General features: G+C 53.5%; 9 protein-coding genes. 7 read left to right on the top strand and 2 right to left on the bottom strand.

What is annotated here, in order from left to right; genetic code table 11:
* Nucleotides 1-76 precede the first annotated feature (76 nt).
* The 5 genes from FYB92_RS01585 (at nucleotide 77) to FYB92_RS01565 (ending at nucleotide 10,253) form a co-directional block, all read left to right on the top strand.
* A complete protein-coding gene (locus tag FYB92_RS01585) occupies nucleotides 77-505 on the top strand; it encodes a hypothetical protein (RefSeq protein WP_003616865.1) in 429 nt (142 codons plus the stop codon).
* Between the two features lie 47 nt (nucleotides 506-552).
* A complete protein-coding gene (locus FYB92_RS01580) occupies nucleotides 553-3,567 on the top strand; it encodes a glycosyltransferase (protein WP_064305459.1) in 3,015 nt (1,004 codons plus the stop codon).
* A 67-nt stretch (nucleotides 3,568-3,634) separates the two neighbouring features.
* The gene (locus FYB92_RS01575) at nucleotides 3,635-6,577 is read left to right on the top strand and encodes a glycosyltransferase (RefSeq protein ID WP_332828064.1); all 2,943 of its coding nucleotides are present in this window, start codon (nucleotides 3,635-3,637) and stop codon (nucleotides 6,575-6,577) included.
* A 467-nt stretch (nucleotides 6,578-7,044) separates the two neighbouring features.
* Complete coding sequence (locus FYB92_RS01570; protein ID WP_332828063.1) at nucleotides 7,045-8,796, top strand: phosphatase; 1,752 nt, start codon at nucleotides 7,045-7,047, stop codon at nucleotides 8,794-8,796.
* A 512-nt stretch (nucleotides 8,797-9,308) separates the two neighbouring features.
* On the top strand, nucleotides 9,309-10,253 hold the full coding sequence (locus FYB92_RS01565; RefSeq protein WP_332828062.1) for a glycosyltransferase family 2 protein: 945 nt from the start codon (nucleotides 9,309-9,311) through the stop codon (nucleotides 10,251-10,253).
* Nucleotides 10,254-10,428: 175 nt separating this feature from the next.
* Here FYB92_RS01565 and rho read toward each other — a convergent pair whose 3' ends face one another.
* Both rho and FYB92_RS01555 read right to left on the bottom strand, forming a co-directional pair.
* On the bottom strand, nucleotides 10,429-11,730 hold the full coding sequence (gene rho, locus FYB92_RS01560; protein ID WP_048858749.1) for a transcription termination factor Rho: 1,302 nt from the start codon (nucleotides 11,728-11,730) through the stop codon (nucleotides 10,429-10,431).
* A gap of 220 nt (nucleotides 11,731-11,950) precedes the next feature.
* Entirely contained in the window at nucleotides 11,951-12,925 is a 975-nt protein-coding gene (locus tag FYB92_RS01555) for a magnesium transporter CorA family protein (protein WP_003616876.1), read from the bottom strand.
* A 206-nt stretch (nucleotides 12,926-13,131) separates the two neighbouring features.
* Between FYB92_RS01555 and trpB the strand changes: the two genes are divergently transcribed.
* Together trpB and trpA are read left to right on the top strand one after the other, a co-directional pair.
* Nucleotides 13,132-14,370, top strand: coding sequence for a tryptophan synthase subunit beta (gene trpB, locus FYB92_RS01550; protein WP_332828061.1), 1,239 nt, complete (start codon nucleotides 13,132-13,134; stop codon nucleotides 14,368-14,370).
* Nucleotides 14,367-15,191, top strand: coding sequence for a tryptophan synthase subunit alpha (gene trpA, locus FYB92_RS01545; RefSeq protein ID WP_075624830.1), 825 nt, complete (start codon nucleotides 14,367-14,369; stop codon nucleotides 15,189-15,191). Before trpB ends, trpA begins: the two co-directional genes overlap by 4 nt.
* Nucleotides 15,192-15,222 lie beyond the last annotated feature (31 nt).

The raw sequence follows: 15,222 nt of genomic DNA, 5'->3' as shown, positions 1-15,222 counted from the left end.
TGTTAATAGTTGACCATATTTTGCATGTATTTTATGATATTTTTATAAGATTATTGTTGCAAGGGGTGATCGCGCCATGATTCCATATTCTGTTCTTTCTCCGCTGGCTGAAGAAAGCGGAGCCAATGTAATCATCTCCAAGACACTATTCCGCTTTCTGCTTTCAGAATATCTGAAATCCCTTCCTTTTGACGAGCAGGCCTATCTTCAGACAAACCCTGATGTCGATGCGGCAGTTCATCGGGGGGAGATAAAAAGTGGTCACGAACATTTCCTTTATACCGGTTTCTTTGAAGGTCGTGATACCGGCGGGAATGAGTTTGATGAAAAATGGTATCTGAAAAACAATCCCGATGTCGTGGCATCTGTCCGTCGTGGCGACTGGACAACAGGCAAGGAACATTGGCAGGCCGTCGGTCGCGCTGAATTGCGGGCGCCAAGCCGCGCGCTGGTGCCGCTGTATGATACGTGGCGTCAGTTCCTGTTGAACAACAAGTATAAATAAAAGCAGGAGATATTCATTGCCGGGCCTGTTGCAGGGGATTCGATACCATGAATGGTGATATGGATGATTTCATAGAAGGGTCTGCCCGTCGCTATATCCTGTCCCTGTCTTCGCGGTATGATGAACTTCTGCCACCGTCACAAGATCTGGCGCTTGTGCTTGGTCGTCTGGAATATCTCCAGCGTGCGCATCCCAGTGCGCGTGACATCATGTTGGGAATTGGCCTGTGCCGTCTGGCGATTGGTGAACCGCGTGCATCGGAACCACTTGAATATCTGTCCCTGCATGCCACTTCCCCCATTGCACGTTTTTTCCTGTTGCTGACACGCCTGCGGTTTGGGGCGCATGATCGTACTTTTGGTGAACTGCGCGCATTCCTTCGTGAAGTGGCCGTTGTTTATGAACATGTTGCCTTTGTGGTTTTCAGCATCCTGTCGGGTGCGCACCGTTGTGGCGGGTGGTGCGCCATGCAACCCGATGGCCGTATTGTCGTCGGGTTGGAGGATGGTACTGACAATGATGACATCAGGTGGCGCCATGATGATACCGAATATCAGGCGGAGCTGCGCTTGGTTGGGGGCTTTGGCGGATTTTCGGTCTATGAGATTACAAATTTCGAACTTCCCTCCCACCTCCCCGCCATCCATGTCCTGCATAATGGCCGGGATATGTTGGGCAGCGCCCTTGAATCCCGGACAATCTGGCGATGTGAAGGGTTTGTGGAAGGCAGTTCCGAAGGCCTGACGGGATGGTTCCGCCACCCCAATAACCTTGCATCGGTCGATCATGTATGGGTCCGGGCTGCTGATGGTGATACCCTGCTCTTTGACGGTGTGCTTGGCGATGTCGCGACCGACTTTCTCGTCGCAGAAAAGGAGCGCACGGCATTCCTGATTCCGTGGGGCGACCTGGCCGGGGTGGAAACACCATGTGTCCGGGTCATGGATCGTTTCCAGCAGGAATTTTACGGCAGTCCGCTCGATCCCCTTGCCGGTGCGCGGTATGCGCGTGCGCAGGCGCAATGGGTGGCGCGAACATTCCCCACTGCATATTCCAAGGTTACGTCACCTGAATTCAACCAGCCCTTTCCCGCGCTGTATACGCCGCAATTCGCACAGCAGGGTCTTCCTGCCGCATGCCGTGAAGCACGTAGAAACCGGGTTGCCGTCATCATCCCGGTTTACAAAGGGTATGAAGTTACAAAGGAATGTATCGAACTGGCCCTGCAATGGCGGGGCCCGGACGAGCGGCTGGTCGTGATTAACGATTTCTCACCCGACCCCCGTATCGTCGATTTCCTTGAAACCGTCGCGGGGCAGGAGGGTATTACGGTTCTTTGCAATGCGCGTAACCGTGGCTTTACTTATTCCGCCAATCGTGGTCTGCGCGAAGTCGGCGGGGATGAGGATGCGATCCTGTTGAACAGCGATACCATCCCGCCCCCGGGCTGGATTGGGAAACTGCGTGATGCCATCTATCGCGCGCCGGACATCGGAACGGCAACGCCACTGTCCAATGCCGCGACCATCTTCAGTTATCCACGCAATGATGGCAACAACCCGATCCCGTCATATGACGAGGTGGTCGAGCTTTCATCCATGCTGGAGGAAATCGGCAACGCGGAGATTGTGGAGGTTCCGACAGGTCATGGGTTTTGCATGTATATCCGCGCGGAATGCCTGCACCAGACAGGTGTCCTGCGCGAGGACGTTTTTGCCCAGGGCTATGGCGAAGAAAATGATTTCAGCCGTCGTGCTGCGTCACTGGGATGGCGGCACGTGGTATGTCTGGGCACTTATGTCGGACATGCCGAAGGACAGTCCTTCAGTGCGTTCAAGGGCGATCTTATCCGGCGTAACCTCGGGCTGCTCAATGGATTGCATCCCGGTTACGACCGCCTTGTCAATGAATGGCAGAAACGCGACCCCCTGCATCGGTTCCGGCGTGAACTTGATGTCCGCCGCCTGTCGCAGGCCGTTGCAGGGCGTCATACCGTTGCATTGATGACGCATGACCGCGAAGGGGGGGTGCATCGTTTCGTACAGGAACGCGCGCTGGCCATTGTCGAAGATGGGCGCATCCCGCTCATCATCTCCCCCTGCCCGGCCGATGCGCCAGATGGCTATCCCCGCTGGGAGGTTGTGCCTTATCTCGCCGATGATTATCCCAATATCATTCTATCGCGACGTGGGCCGGACCTTCGTGAACTTCTGCTGTCGCTCAACTGTGAAAAAATGGAAATCCACAGTTATATTGGCGCAGGAATAAAGGACATTCATTGGGTTTCCCTCTTTGGACTCGCCTATGATGTTTATCTTCATGACTATTCCTGGTTTTGCCCACAGATTACGCTTGTATCGCACAACAATCTTTATTGCGGTGAGCCCGAGGCTTCCGCTTGCGAGACCTGCGTCATGGACCGTGGCCGGGCGACGTCTGATGATACGGCATTGTCGTTATTGCGGGAACTCAGCACGGATATCCTTCGGCGGGCACGGGCAGTGATTGCATCATGTGAGGATGTGGCCACACGTTATCGCCGGCATATCGATGTCGCGATTGTCCTGGAACAGTGGGAGGCACCAGTGACAACGCAGGATATCATTTTCAGGCCCCGGCACCCCACGGATATCAGGCGTATTCTGCTGATCGGGGCAATCGGCATTGAAAAAGGATATGATATCCTGCTCAGGCTCGCGCGGTATGTTGCATCCACGGGGCTGCCGCTGCGGTTTTCAATCGTGGGGTTTACATGTGACGATTCACGGCTGCTGGAAACCGGGGTTGTGGATATTACCGGGCGTTATGCCGAAAACGAACTGACCTCACTGATACAGATGCAGCATTGTGACTGGGGCTTTCTGCCTGCCGTGTGGCCTGAAACCTGGTCCTATGTACTGACGGAGTTCTGGCGTCACAAATTCCCCGTGGTGACATTCGATATCGGGGCCCCGGCCGAACGTATCAGGATGGCAGGCGGGGGGCTTGTTATCCCGCTTCATCTGCCTGTCGCGTCGTTGGCCAACATCTTGTTGAATCCAGCGCATTTCATACAATCATGATTCATGCGGGAATTTCCCTATCTCCATTGGTACAAAACAGGTTTTCACAGGGACAGAGAGTATTGTGATGTCGATTGAGGATCTGGCCATAAAACATGACTGGGCATGTTTCAACGCGTCATGGTACAAACAGCATTATCACGCCGTCATCAGCGCATTCGACCTGCATGATGATGGCAGTATATTTCGGTTTTATAAGGATTTTGGAGAAAAGCTGGGCCATTCACCCAACATGTTTTTTGACGAGGAATGGTACAGGATGGTCTATCCCGATGTCCTTTCCCTTATTGAATCCGGGAAGGTTTCATCAGGATTTGAACATTATCATCAATATGGGTGCAAAGACCGTAATCCCAACTGCTTTTTTGATGAAGAGTTCTATTGCCGGACACAGGTCTGCATGTCCCCTGAACAGCTTGAGGCACATGGGCTGCGTAATGGTTATGACCATTTCCTGAGATATGGCGCCCACGAAAAACGCGATGCATCCCTGTTCTTTTCAACGACGCTGTTTATCAGGGAAAACCCTGATTTTCTTTATGATGACCGTAACGGCATATTTGCGGCATTCCTTGAAAACGCTACGGATCATACCGTGGTCGAGCGTCGCACATCCGCGTATTTCGACCCGGAATGGTACATGCGCGCCTATCCCGATATGTCCAGGCATATAGATGAATGGCAGCATCCGCTGCGACATTATCTGGGAAATCCGTCACCAGAAGCGTTTGATCCCAACCCGTTTTTTAGCGAACGATTCTATACGCAGGGCAACCCGGATGTGACGGCGGTTATCGCGGATGGATGTTTCAGGAATGCGTATGAACATTTCATACGTTATGGGCAATATGAAGACCGTCGTCCACATGCAAGGGTAAACCTGACGTCGTATGCGCAGGACCCGGCCATTTCGGATGTTGTGGGACAGGGGAAATATCCTACCCCGTTTGCCGCCTATGCCATGCTTTATGGAAAATTCCCTGATTCAGGCGATGAATCTCACGGACCCGAAATGGTCTGCAAGCGCGCCTATCGCCGCATGTCAGAGGTTCGGACGGCGCTTTTGCTGAAGCAGTGTATGGATTTTTCATGCGACCTGCCTGAACTGAGCGTCGTGATGGTGGTTCATGACCAGTTTGCGTTTACCATGACGGCGCTTGCATCGTTGCGTGCGACCTGCGACGCGGCGATCCAGCTTATCCTTGTCGATGGGGCCTCGACAGATGAAACGATCCTGATCGAACGTCATGTCCGTGGGATCGAGGTTGTCCGGCTGTCTGAAAATGTCGGGTTCCTTGCCGGGGCCAATTTGGGTCTGGCCCGGGTGGCTGCGCCCTATGTGCTGTTCCTGAATAATGACGTGGAACTGTTGCCCGGTGCGGTGAATGCCGCCTGTGCGCGCCTGCGTCGGGACGAAAGAGCGGGCGCGGTTGGCGCGAAGCTGGTCCGTACGACCGGCGAGCTTCAGGAGGCAGGCTGTATCGTCTGGAATGACGGCACGACCTCGGGCTATCTGCGGGGGGCCTCCCCCATGTTGCCAGAGGCGAATTTCGTGCGTTCCGTTGATTTCTGCTCTGGTGCATTTCTTCTGGCACGGACCGAACTCGTCAAGGAACTCAATGGATTCGATCCATTGTTCGCCCCAGCGTACTATGAAGAAACCGACCTGTGCGTCCAGATCAGGCAGCGTGGTTTTGAGATTGTCTATGACCCTGATGTCGTTGTCCTTCATTATGAATTCGGCAGTGGCAGGCAGGATGACATTGATGCCTGCCTTGGGCGGAACATAGGAAAATTCTTCCATAAGAACCGTGATTATGTAGAGGGAAAATACCGACGTGACGAATCCAACCTGCTGAAGGCACGCTTTGCCGAATCTGGGAACAGGCGTGTTCTGTTTATCGAAGATTACCTGCCGCAGCGTGCGATCGGGGCAGGTTTCCCCCGTTCCAACGATATCGTACGCACCATGGTGGACATGCTGGGCGCACATGTCACGGTCTATCCCATTTTCCCGCCACGGTCGCAGCCCATGACGCGATATCAGGATTTTCCCGACAGGGCAGAGATCATATGGGATCGGGGGCTGGGGGATCTTGCGGCGTTTCTGCGCACCCGTGCGGGTTATTATGACATCATATGGATCGGGCGGACCCATAATGCGGATCGTCTGAAGCCCATTTTTACGGCGTGTGAGACGGCCCTGGCAGGGTGTCGGGTGGTTCTGGATACCGAAGCCCTCACGGCGTTACGCCTGCAGGGCAGGATGCAGATCATGGGGCAAACGGACTTGCCAGACCTGGAGGGCATGCTGCGTTACGAATTGCGGAACACGGATTTCATCGACCGCTTTGTAACGGTCAGTAAAGGGGAAGCGACCTTAATCAGGGGGATTGTGGATCAGGATGTGTCCGTTCTGGGCCATATGCAGACGCCGGTTCCCCGTTCGCGCCCATTTAGCGAACGCAGGCATTTCCTTTTTGTAGGGGCCATCCAGAACCTGGAAACCCCCAATTGGGATGGGTTGGCGTGGCTGAATGACCATGTCGTGCCCTTGCTGGATAATTTCCTGCCCGAAGACATCCGTATCAGGGTGGCCGGGTATGTTGGCAATGGCATCGACCTGTCCAGCATATTGACACATCCACGTTTTGAATTGCTGGGGGCTGTCGAAGATCTGGTGCCCCTGTATGACACACATCGTGTTTTTATTGCCCCGACACGTTTTGCGGCAGGCATACCGTACAAGATCCATGAAGCCGCGGCGCATGGTCTGCCCATTGTGGCGACCGATCTTTTGATCCAGCAGGTGGGCTGGGAACCGGGGGGCGATATCGCAGGCGCATCGGAGACGCAGCCGATGGCATTCGCAGGGGGTATGCAGCAGGTCTATACGGATGAAACGCTGTGGAATCAGCTTCGGCGTAATGCGTTACATCGCATATTCCTCGAAAATCGAGCAGATGATTATACAAGGGCCGTAACAGATATCCTGAATTTTAAAAACTGATTGTGAAGTTGGTATATATTTTCATATCCCACGGTTTTTACTTCGTATGTAATAATAAAATACATGCTGGATTTTCGGAAAGACTTTTGAATAAGCATATTCTGGCAAAAGATAGCAGATAAAATACATTATTTATCAATGGTTTAAATTAGAGATTGTTTGAAAACAAACCATTGATAAAAAACAGGAAAAGTTTTTGGGTGCCGCCTTTTCTCAAAAAGGCGGCGTCTTCTGAAGCTTTTTGGAAAAAGCTTCACCAAAAACCTTTAGAATTTCAGTATGTTATCGAGGCTGACTTTTCAAACAGTCTCTTAGACATTTTTAAATGTGGGCAGGAAGCTGGGACAAACTTGGGCAGGGGCATCAGGGACGTCAGCATTCGGTATGGCTGTGAAGTATATATTAACAAAAACCTTATAACATAAGGGACCATCATGTTGATCAGTAACGCTTCCTAGGAAAATATAATGGAACCTGTCCGGTTGGTCATTTGGGATCTGGATGAAACATTCTGGAACGGGACCCTGAGTGAAGGGGGCATCCATCCAGTTGAAAAGCACATCACCCTGATCAAGGCCCTGTCGGAGCGGGGGATTGTCAATTCCATATGTTCGAAAAATAATTTCGGGGATGCCGAAGCTGAACTGAAGAAAATTGGTGCATGGGAGTATTTTATCTTCCCACAGATCGCCTTTGCCCCCAAAGGACCAATGATAAAGGCAATCGTCGAAGCGACGAATCTGCGTCCCGAAACGATGATGTTCATTGATGATAATCCGATGAACCTGAACGAGGCCCTGTTTTTTTATCCAGGCATGCAGGTTGCCGATCCTGGAATTATTGGCAACATGCTTGAAGATGACAGGTTCCAGGGCAAACCGGATGCAGGGATGGATCGTCTTGCAAGGTATAAGGTGCTGGAGGAAAAGCATAAAGATCGGCAGGACATACAGGGGGATAATATCAGTTTTCTGAAACAGAGTGGGATCAGGGTCAGTTTTCATTATGATATAGAAAAAGAGTTTGATCGCATACATGAACTGGTCAACAGAACAAACCAACTCAATTTCACCAAAAATCGCTGGCCGGAAGATAGGGGTGCAGCGTGGAATATGTTCCAAAATGAGTTTTCGGAACGGTTTCCAGCAATCTCTGGATATGTAAAAGTTTCTGATAAATATGGTAACTATGGAATATGTGGGTTTTTCCTGATTGGTGAAGGCCGGGCAACACATTTCCTGTTTTCCTGCCGCATCATGAGCATGGGGGTGGAACAGTTCTGTTGGAACCACCTCATGCGGCCACATGTGCATGTCGTGGGGGATGTCATATCCTCGTTGGACGGGCATGTGGACTGGATAGAGATCGTTGACGATGTTGATGATGTTTCAAATAATTTTATCAGTGAATATGCAAAAAATTTGAAAGTATGCCTGCGTGGCGCATGTGATTTCACGTCCATGGAACATTATTTCCGGGCCCGTTATAATGTGATCGGGGAATTCCCGCTTGCTTATAAATCATGGGCTTTCAGCCCTTGGGTCAGGACTGTTGCGGTGACTGAGGCCTTGCAGACCCCGGAGGGACGCAAGCTTTTGCAGGCAACAAGTATTTTCCCGGAAAATTATCTGGAGTCGGCAGTCATAAGCGGGGAAGCCGATATTTACGTCCTGTCATTTTCCGTTGAATATGCAGCACATTTATATAGGTCCCGTTCCACCGGAGTAACGCTTTCATTATGCAATGATTTTCTGGCCGGGCGGGATTTCAGTGAAACATCCTATGAAACACTTGTCCAGAAATTTGGCCGCGATCCTGGCTTTTCGCAAAGCGAATGGGAATTCATGCAAAATGAGTTTGAATTTTTCGCCCATCATGACATCGGGATGTTCATGGCCGATGTCTGTAAATTATTTGAAAAATTAAAGGGTAAAAAGGTTATCGTGCTGGTCCTGAATGAACGGATAGGTACGGATAATTGGATCAGGTCGGTTTATGGGAACATCAACAGGATTGTCGTTCCCCTGTCGAAAATATATGGCTTTGATCTTGTAGATTACGGAAAATACGTCAGATCCACCGATGACCTTGCTGCGCCAGATGATCACGGAGTTCATTTCTCCCGTGAGGTATATCTGAAAATGGCTACGGAAATCATGGATATTTGCGATAAATATGCACTGGAAGTCGAAAAACCGATTAATAGTCGGGAATCATAAAAGTTCTTGGCGCGGATTTTTGCAAAAAATTGGAAGAATAGTGTTTTTTGGAAAAAATACGCGCCAAGGACTTTTATTGTTTCACCAATCGGCTGTTTTTAAAAAATATCTGGAACCATTTTAGGGAATCATAGGTGATGGATTGAAAATTTCTTAATACCAGAGCATTTCCACCGAAAACCAGTTCGGTGAAAATGTTTCAGTTTGTTGTCTTTACGAGCATCTTCACCTGTTTGAATGCAGGCATTCAAACAGGATCTGCTCTAGCCGTATTCAGGAAGGCAATATCTTTCGAGGATTTTTGAAAGAGAGTCATCATAATATTTTTAGGAAATCTGTGATTATTAAAAGATATTTTTATAAAATGCGCGAGCAGGAACGGATTATGTCCAGTGATCCTGATCCCGTCATCCGATTCGTGTCACGCAGTTTTCACACGGGACCGGCATATGATTTATTTTCTGTTTATGAAGCATATATAAAATATAAAAATCAGGGATAAGGAACATAAAATGAACGTGGTCGCTGTGATGAGGCTTCTTAACGAAGATGATGTTATTGAAGCAAATATAAGACATCACCTTGCTCATCTGGACCGTATTATTATCCTCGATGATGGCAGCGCGGACAGGACATTAGGGATCATTGAAGACATGATTCAGGAGGGTCTGGCAATCACGTTGATAGAGAAGCCATGTATTGTGTCGAGTGAACGCGAAAGAAATACATTCCTATACAATACCGCATGCATAGATTTTGATGCGGATTGGGTATTTTTCATTGATGCTGATGAATTCATTGATATGCGTGGCAGGGTTGAGGGGTTTTCGAATTTCATAAAAACCGTTCCCCCCAATTTTGAATCCATCCTTCTTCCCATCAGAAACTATATGGATACAATATTTGATAAAACCGAAGAACGGGTCGTGCCCCAGCGTATGATATGGAGAACGATAGAGAATATCGGCGTCCTGAAAGTTGCCGTCCGGGGCAAGATCCCTGGCAATATCCAAATCAGTGAAGGCAACCATACCGCATATCGTGATGGTATCGAACTGCATGCCTTTGGGGGCAGCAACCTGTGCATTGCGCATTATCCCCGGCGGTCCGGCTGGCAGGACATATATAAATGGATCATCATGCGATTGAAGATCACTGCGGCGGGGCGGCGTGAGGTCACAAAAGGCACGGGATCGCATTATATCGAACCCCTGCGGATTTTGATGAACGACCCCAATCGGATCATTAATGACAAGGGTTTTTTCGAACGAACCCCTAACAGCGATTATACAATGGATATGATGAAGTATGATGGTGGTGACCTGAAATATACCGAAGACGCAGATTACAAGGCAAAATGTATCAAGCTGGTTCTGGAATATTCATTTTCTCTTGCGCGGGCATTCGGGCAGGAAATGGACGAGAACGAGCAGTTTCGTAATCGTATACTTGCATAAATCACCATCGGTCCCACAGGGACGCGTATGCGTAAAATAATACAGCTTCCCAGACGCCCCTTTTTTAAAAAAGGGGCGTCTGGGGAATGATTTGAAGAAAATATTGTTATAAAAAACCCCTCCTGCATGGCGCAGGAGGGGCCTTCGTCACGGTTCGGATTGCTACGACGGTGGCTTACGTATTCATCGCGTCGAAGAAATCCTTGTTCGTCTTGCTGTATTTCAGCTTGTCGAGCAGGAAGTCCATTGCATCCATCGTGCCCATCGGCGCCAGGATACGGCGCAGGACCCACATCTTCGACAGGTCGGCGCGATCGACCAGCAGTTCTTCCTTGCGGGTACCACTCTTGGTGATGTCGATGGCCGGGAACGTGCGCTTGTCCGCCAGCTTGCGGTCAAGGATCAGTTCGGAGTTGCCGGTGCCCTTGAACTCTTCAAAGATCACCTCGTCCATGCGGCTGCCGGTATCGATCAGGGCGGTCGCGATGATCGTCAGCGACCCGCCTTCCTCGATGTTACGCGCCGCGCCAAAGAAGCGCTTGGGGCGCTGCAACGCGTTGGCATCCACACCACCGGTCAGCACCTTGCCCGATGACGGCACGACCGTGTTGTAGGCACGCGCCAGACGGGTGATCGAATCCAGCAGGATAACCACGTCGCGTTTGTGCTCGACCAGGCGCTTGGCCTTTTCCAGCACCATTTCTGTCACCTGCACATGACGCGTCGCCGGTTCGTCGAAGGTGGAGGACACGACCTCCCCCCTTACCGAGCGGGCCATGTCGGTCACTTCCTCGGGGCGTTCGTCGATCAGAAGGACGATCAGGAACACTTCGGGGTGGTTTGCGGAAATGGAGGACGCGATACTCTGCAGCATCACGGTCTTGCCGGTCCGTGGCGGCGCCACGATCAACGCGCGTTGCCCCATCCCGATGGGGGACACAAGGTCGATCACGCGTGGGGTAAAGTCGCGCGCCGGCCCCTTGCCCTTGCCTTTCGCACTGCCTTCGGCCGGTCCTACGGCGGTATTCTCGACCTCCATCTGCAGGCGGCGTTCGGGATATAGCGGCGTCAGGTTATCGAAATTGATGCGCTGGCGCACGGCCTCGGGCGGTTCGAAATTGATCGTATCGACCTTGAGCAGCGCAAAGTAACGTTCCCCATCGCGGGGCGCGCGGATCTGCCCTTCCACCGTATCGCCGGTGCGCAGGCCAAAGCGCCGCACCTGGCTGGGGGAGATATAGATATCGTCGGGGCCGGGCAGGTAATTTGCCTCTGGCGAGCGGAGGAAGCCGAAGCCATCCGACAGGATTTCGAGTGTTCCATCCCCATAAATCGCCTGGTCATTCTCGGCCAGTGTCTTGAGGATGGTGAACATCAGTTCCTGCTTGCGCAGGGATGATGCGTTTTCAATGTTCAGACCTTCGGCATAAGCCAGAAGATCTGCTGGTGTTTTGGCCTTGAGTTCGGCGAGATGCATGCAAGCGTTGCCTTGGACTGGCAGTTCAGGGGGGAGGAATGGATAATATCCGGTGTGACATGGGGAAGCTGGCTGTCACATCCGAGCATCTGCAGACGAAGTCAGAAATGCGACGTGGATATTACATTCATACAGAGGATAAGGCATCATGGTCGTGCGACCACGCAGCTCATAGGGTGTCGATACTCCATGTGACCTGAAAAGTCAACATGGATTGCGATTACTTACCCAGCCACCCTTTGCGCCAGAACCACAGCAGCGGCAGGATCACGGTCGCCGCCATCAATGCCAGCGAATACCAGTATCCATATTTCCAGTTCAGTTCGGGGATATCATGGAAATTCATCCCATATATCCCCGCAACCAGAGTGGGCGCCACGCCAATGAAGCTGACCACCGTCAGGATCTTCATGCCGTTATTCTGTTCGATACTGATGAAGCCCAGAGTGGCATCAAGCAGGAACTGCACCTTGTTCGATGTCTGCGATACGAAATCATTAAGCGATTTGATATCGCGTTCCACTGTGGCAAGCCGCCCCTGTAATTTGTCTGACAGGTCGCGCTTTTTATTCTCGGTTACAAAGATGGTGATGCGTTCCAGTCCCAGCAGGCTGTCGCGCACCGACGACGCCAGGTCGCCTGACCGTCCCACACGGCTGAGCATGCTGCGCAGCAGCCCGTCCATGCGTCGCATCCCGCCATGTTCGGACTGGAACACGTCCTTGGACATCCCATCCAGCGCCTGTCCCAGATGTTCAAGGATATCCGCCAGACGGTCCACGACCGCCTCAAGCAGCAGGGTGACGCATTCATCCCCCGACAGGCGGGTGGACTGTCCCGCCACCTGCCGCGCCACCACGTCGAATGCGGTGAATCCGGTAAAACGGATTGTCAGCAGCCGGTCGCGCATCAGGACGAATCCGACGGGGGAGGCAAAGAAGTCATCCCCGATCTGGCGCACCAGGGGCGTGGACAGATAAACCGCGTCATCTTCCATGAACAGGCGCGATGAACTTTCGATCTCGTCCAGTTCGGCGCGCGTGGGGATACGTTGTCCCGTGACCCGTGCGGCCAGTGCCTGCTCCTCCTCGGTCGGGTCCAGCAGGTCCAGCCACGGAACGTCCCTGACCTCTTGTGCATCGGCCTCGCTCGTGATCGTCCGGGCGGGCGAGCCGGGCCTGTGCGCAAGAAACATAAGCTATCCTCTTTTTGTAACCTGTCCCGGCCTATCATCGGGACAACCGGCTTTATGTCAAATCGTGACAGCCTGCCGGGGGGCAGGAGGGGGTGGCCTTTTCACGCCATCGGGTCCAGAACGCCGTAGGCGTATCATCGCGCGGGGACGTGCGATATACCATCATCGACACCCGCACGAATTTTATTCCCTGTGGAGAGCGAAAGTTGAGCGCAGCACAATCCCCGGCCCCGCCGTCCCGCGCGAACAGCCTGCGTACCGGCCCGGATGAACATGGGCGGTTTGGTATCTTTGGCGGCCGGTTTGTTGCCGAAACCCTGATGCCGCTGGTCCTCGAACTGACCGAAGCCTACAGGGAAGCACAGGCCGATCCCGAATTTCGGCGTGAACTGGAGTATTACCTCAAGGATTATGTCGGCCGACCCAGCCCGCTGTGGTTTGCACGTCGCCTGACGGCGGAACTTGGCGGTGCGCGTATCTATATGAAGCGCGAGGAACTCAACCACACCGGCTCGCACAAGCTGAATAATGTGATGGGACAGATCCTGCTGGCACGCCGCATGGGTCGCACGCGCATCGTCGCCGAAACCGGCGCGGGACAGCATGGCGTCGCGACCGCCACGGTCTGCGCCCTGTTCGGCATGAAATGCTGCATCTACATGGGGGCAACCGATGTGGAGCGGCAGAAGCCCAACGTGTTCCGCATGCGCCTGCTGGGGGCGGAGGTCATTCCCGTCACGGCCGGGGCGGGGACGCTGAAGGACGCAATGAACGAGGCGATGCGCGATTGGGTCACGAATGTGCGCGACACCTATTTCCTTGTCGGTACGGTGGCCGGGCCGCACCCCTATCCAGAGATGGTGCGTGATTTTCAGTCGATTATCGGTGTGGAAACCAAACAGCAGATCCTGGAGGCCGAAGGTCGCCTGCCTGATGCGATTGTCGCGGCCATCGGTGGGGGGTCGAACGCGATGGGCATCTTCCACCCGTTCCTTGATGACCTGTCCGTGCGCCTGATCGGGGTGGAAGCCGCGGGCCGTGGCCTTGATAGCGGGGAGACCGCCGCTTCCATCGAGCGTGGGCGCCCCGGTGTGCTGCATGGCAACCGCACCTATCTGCTACAGGATGCGGACGGGCAGATCGCAGAGGCGCATTCCATCAGCGCGGGCCTTGATTACCCCGGCATCGGGCCGGAACATTCCTGGCTGCATGATATTGGCCGCGCCGAATATGTTGGTGCAACCGATGACGAGGCCCTGGCCGCGTTCCAGCTCTGCACGCGGACGGAGGGGATCATTCCCGCGCTGGAATGCGCCCACGCCCTGGCCTATGTCGCAAAGCTGGCACCCACCATGTCGCCGGATCAGGTCATCGTACTGAACGTATCAGGCCGGGGGGACAAGGATATCTTCACCGTCGCCGCGCATCTGGGAGTGTCGTTGTGAGCCGTATTGCCAGTCGATTCGCCGCCCTGAAGCAACAGGGGCGTGGCGCCCTGATCCCGTATGTGGAGGCATGCGACCCCGATTATGAAACCTCGCTCGCATTGCTCAAGGGGATGCCGGGGGCAGGCGCTGACCTGATCGAGGTCGGCATGCCCTTCAGCGACCCCAGCGCCGATGGCCCGACCATCCAGAAGGCGGCGCTGCGTGGCCTGCGTGGCGGGGCGAACATGTCGCGCGTGCTGGAGATGATCGCGGAATTCCGGCGCGACGATCATGACACGCCGATCATCCTGATGGGATATCTCAACCCGATCGAGGCATATGGCCATGAACGGTTCTGCGCCGACGCCGCGCGCGCGGGCGTGGACGGGCTGATTATCGTCGATGTCCCGCCAGAGGAAGGCGACCTCCTGCGTGGGCCTGCCGCGGCGAACGGGCTGGACATCATCCGCCTTGTCGCGCCAACCACGCCGGATGCGCGCCTGCCGGTTGTACTGAATGGGGCATCTGGCTTCCTGTATTATGTCAGTATCACAGGTGTAACCGGCACACGCACGGCCAGTACCGATGAACTTGCCGTCGCGATCCCGCGCCTGCGCGCCGTGACGGACCTGCCGATCGCCATCGGCTTTGGCATCCGCGCCCCGGCGCAGGCGGCCAATGCCGTGCGTGCCGCCGATGCGGCCGTCGTGGCCTCCGCATTGCTCAACACGCTTGAGGGGACGCTTGATGCGGATGGGAACGCCACGGCGCAGACCGTTGACAGTGTGCTGTCGCACTTGCGCGAACTGGCCGATGCGGTCCATGCCGCGCGGGTATGAACGTGAATCTGGCATAACGTGCGATCTGCCT

The sequence above is a fragment of the Novacetimonas sp. GS1 genome (assembly GCF_036686925.1).
Taxonomy (GTDB): Bacteria; Pseudomonadota; Alphaproteobacteria; order Acetobacterales; family Acetobacteraceae; genus Novacetimonas; species Novacetimonas hansenii.
The sequence above is the reverse complement of the archived record's forward strand: the minus strand, read 5'-3'. Positions and strand labels throughout refer to the sequence as shown.

Excerpts from the sequence above, each read along its gene's own strand:
- FYB92_RS01575 (WP_332828064.1), top strand. The coding sequence starts at position 3,635 with ATGTCGATTGAGGATCTGGCCATAAAACATGACTGGGCATGTTTCAAC.
- FYB92_RS01585 (WP_003616865.1), top strand. The coding sequence starts at position 77 with ATGATTCCATATTCTGTTCTTTCTCCGCTGGCTGAAGAAAGCGGAGCC.
- FYB92_RS01580 (WP_064305459.1), top strand. The coding sequence starts at position 553 with ATGAATGGTGATATGGATGATTTCATAGAAGGGTCTGCCCGTCGCTAT.
- FYB92_RS01565 (WP_332828062.1), top strand. The coding sequence starts at position 9,309 with ATGAACGTGGTCGCTGTGATGAGGCTTCTTAACGAAGATGATGTTATT.
- FYB92_RS01555 (WP_003616876.1), bottom strand. The coding sequence starts at position 12,925 with ATGTTTCTTGCGCACAGGCCCGGCTCGCCCGCCCGGACGATCACGAGC.
- rho (WP_048858749.1), bottom strand. The coding sequence starts at position 11,730 with ATGCATCTCGCCGAACTCAAGGCCAAAACACCAGCAGATCTTCTGGCT.
- FYB92_RS01570 (WP_332828063.1), top strand. The coding sequence starts at position 7,045 with ATGGAACCTGTCCGGTTGGTCATTTGGGATCTGGATGAAACATTCTGG.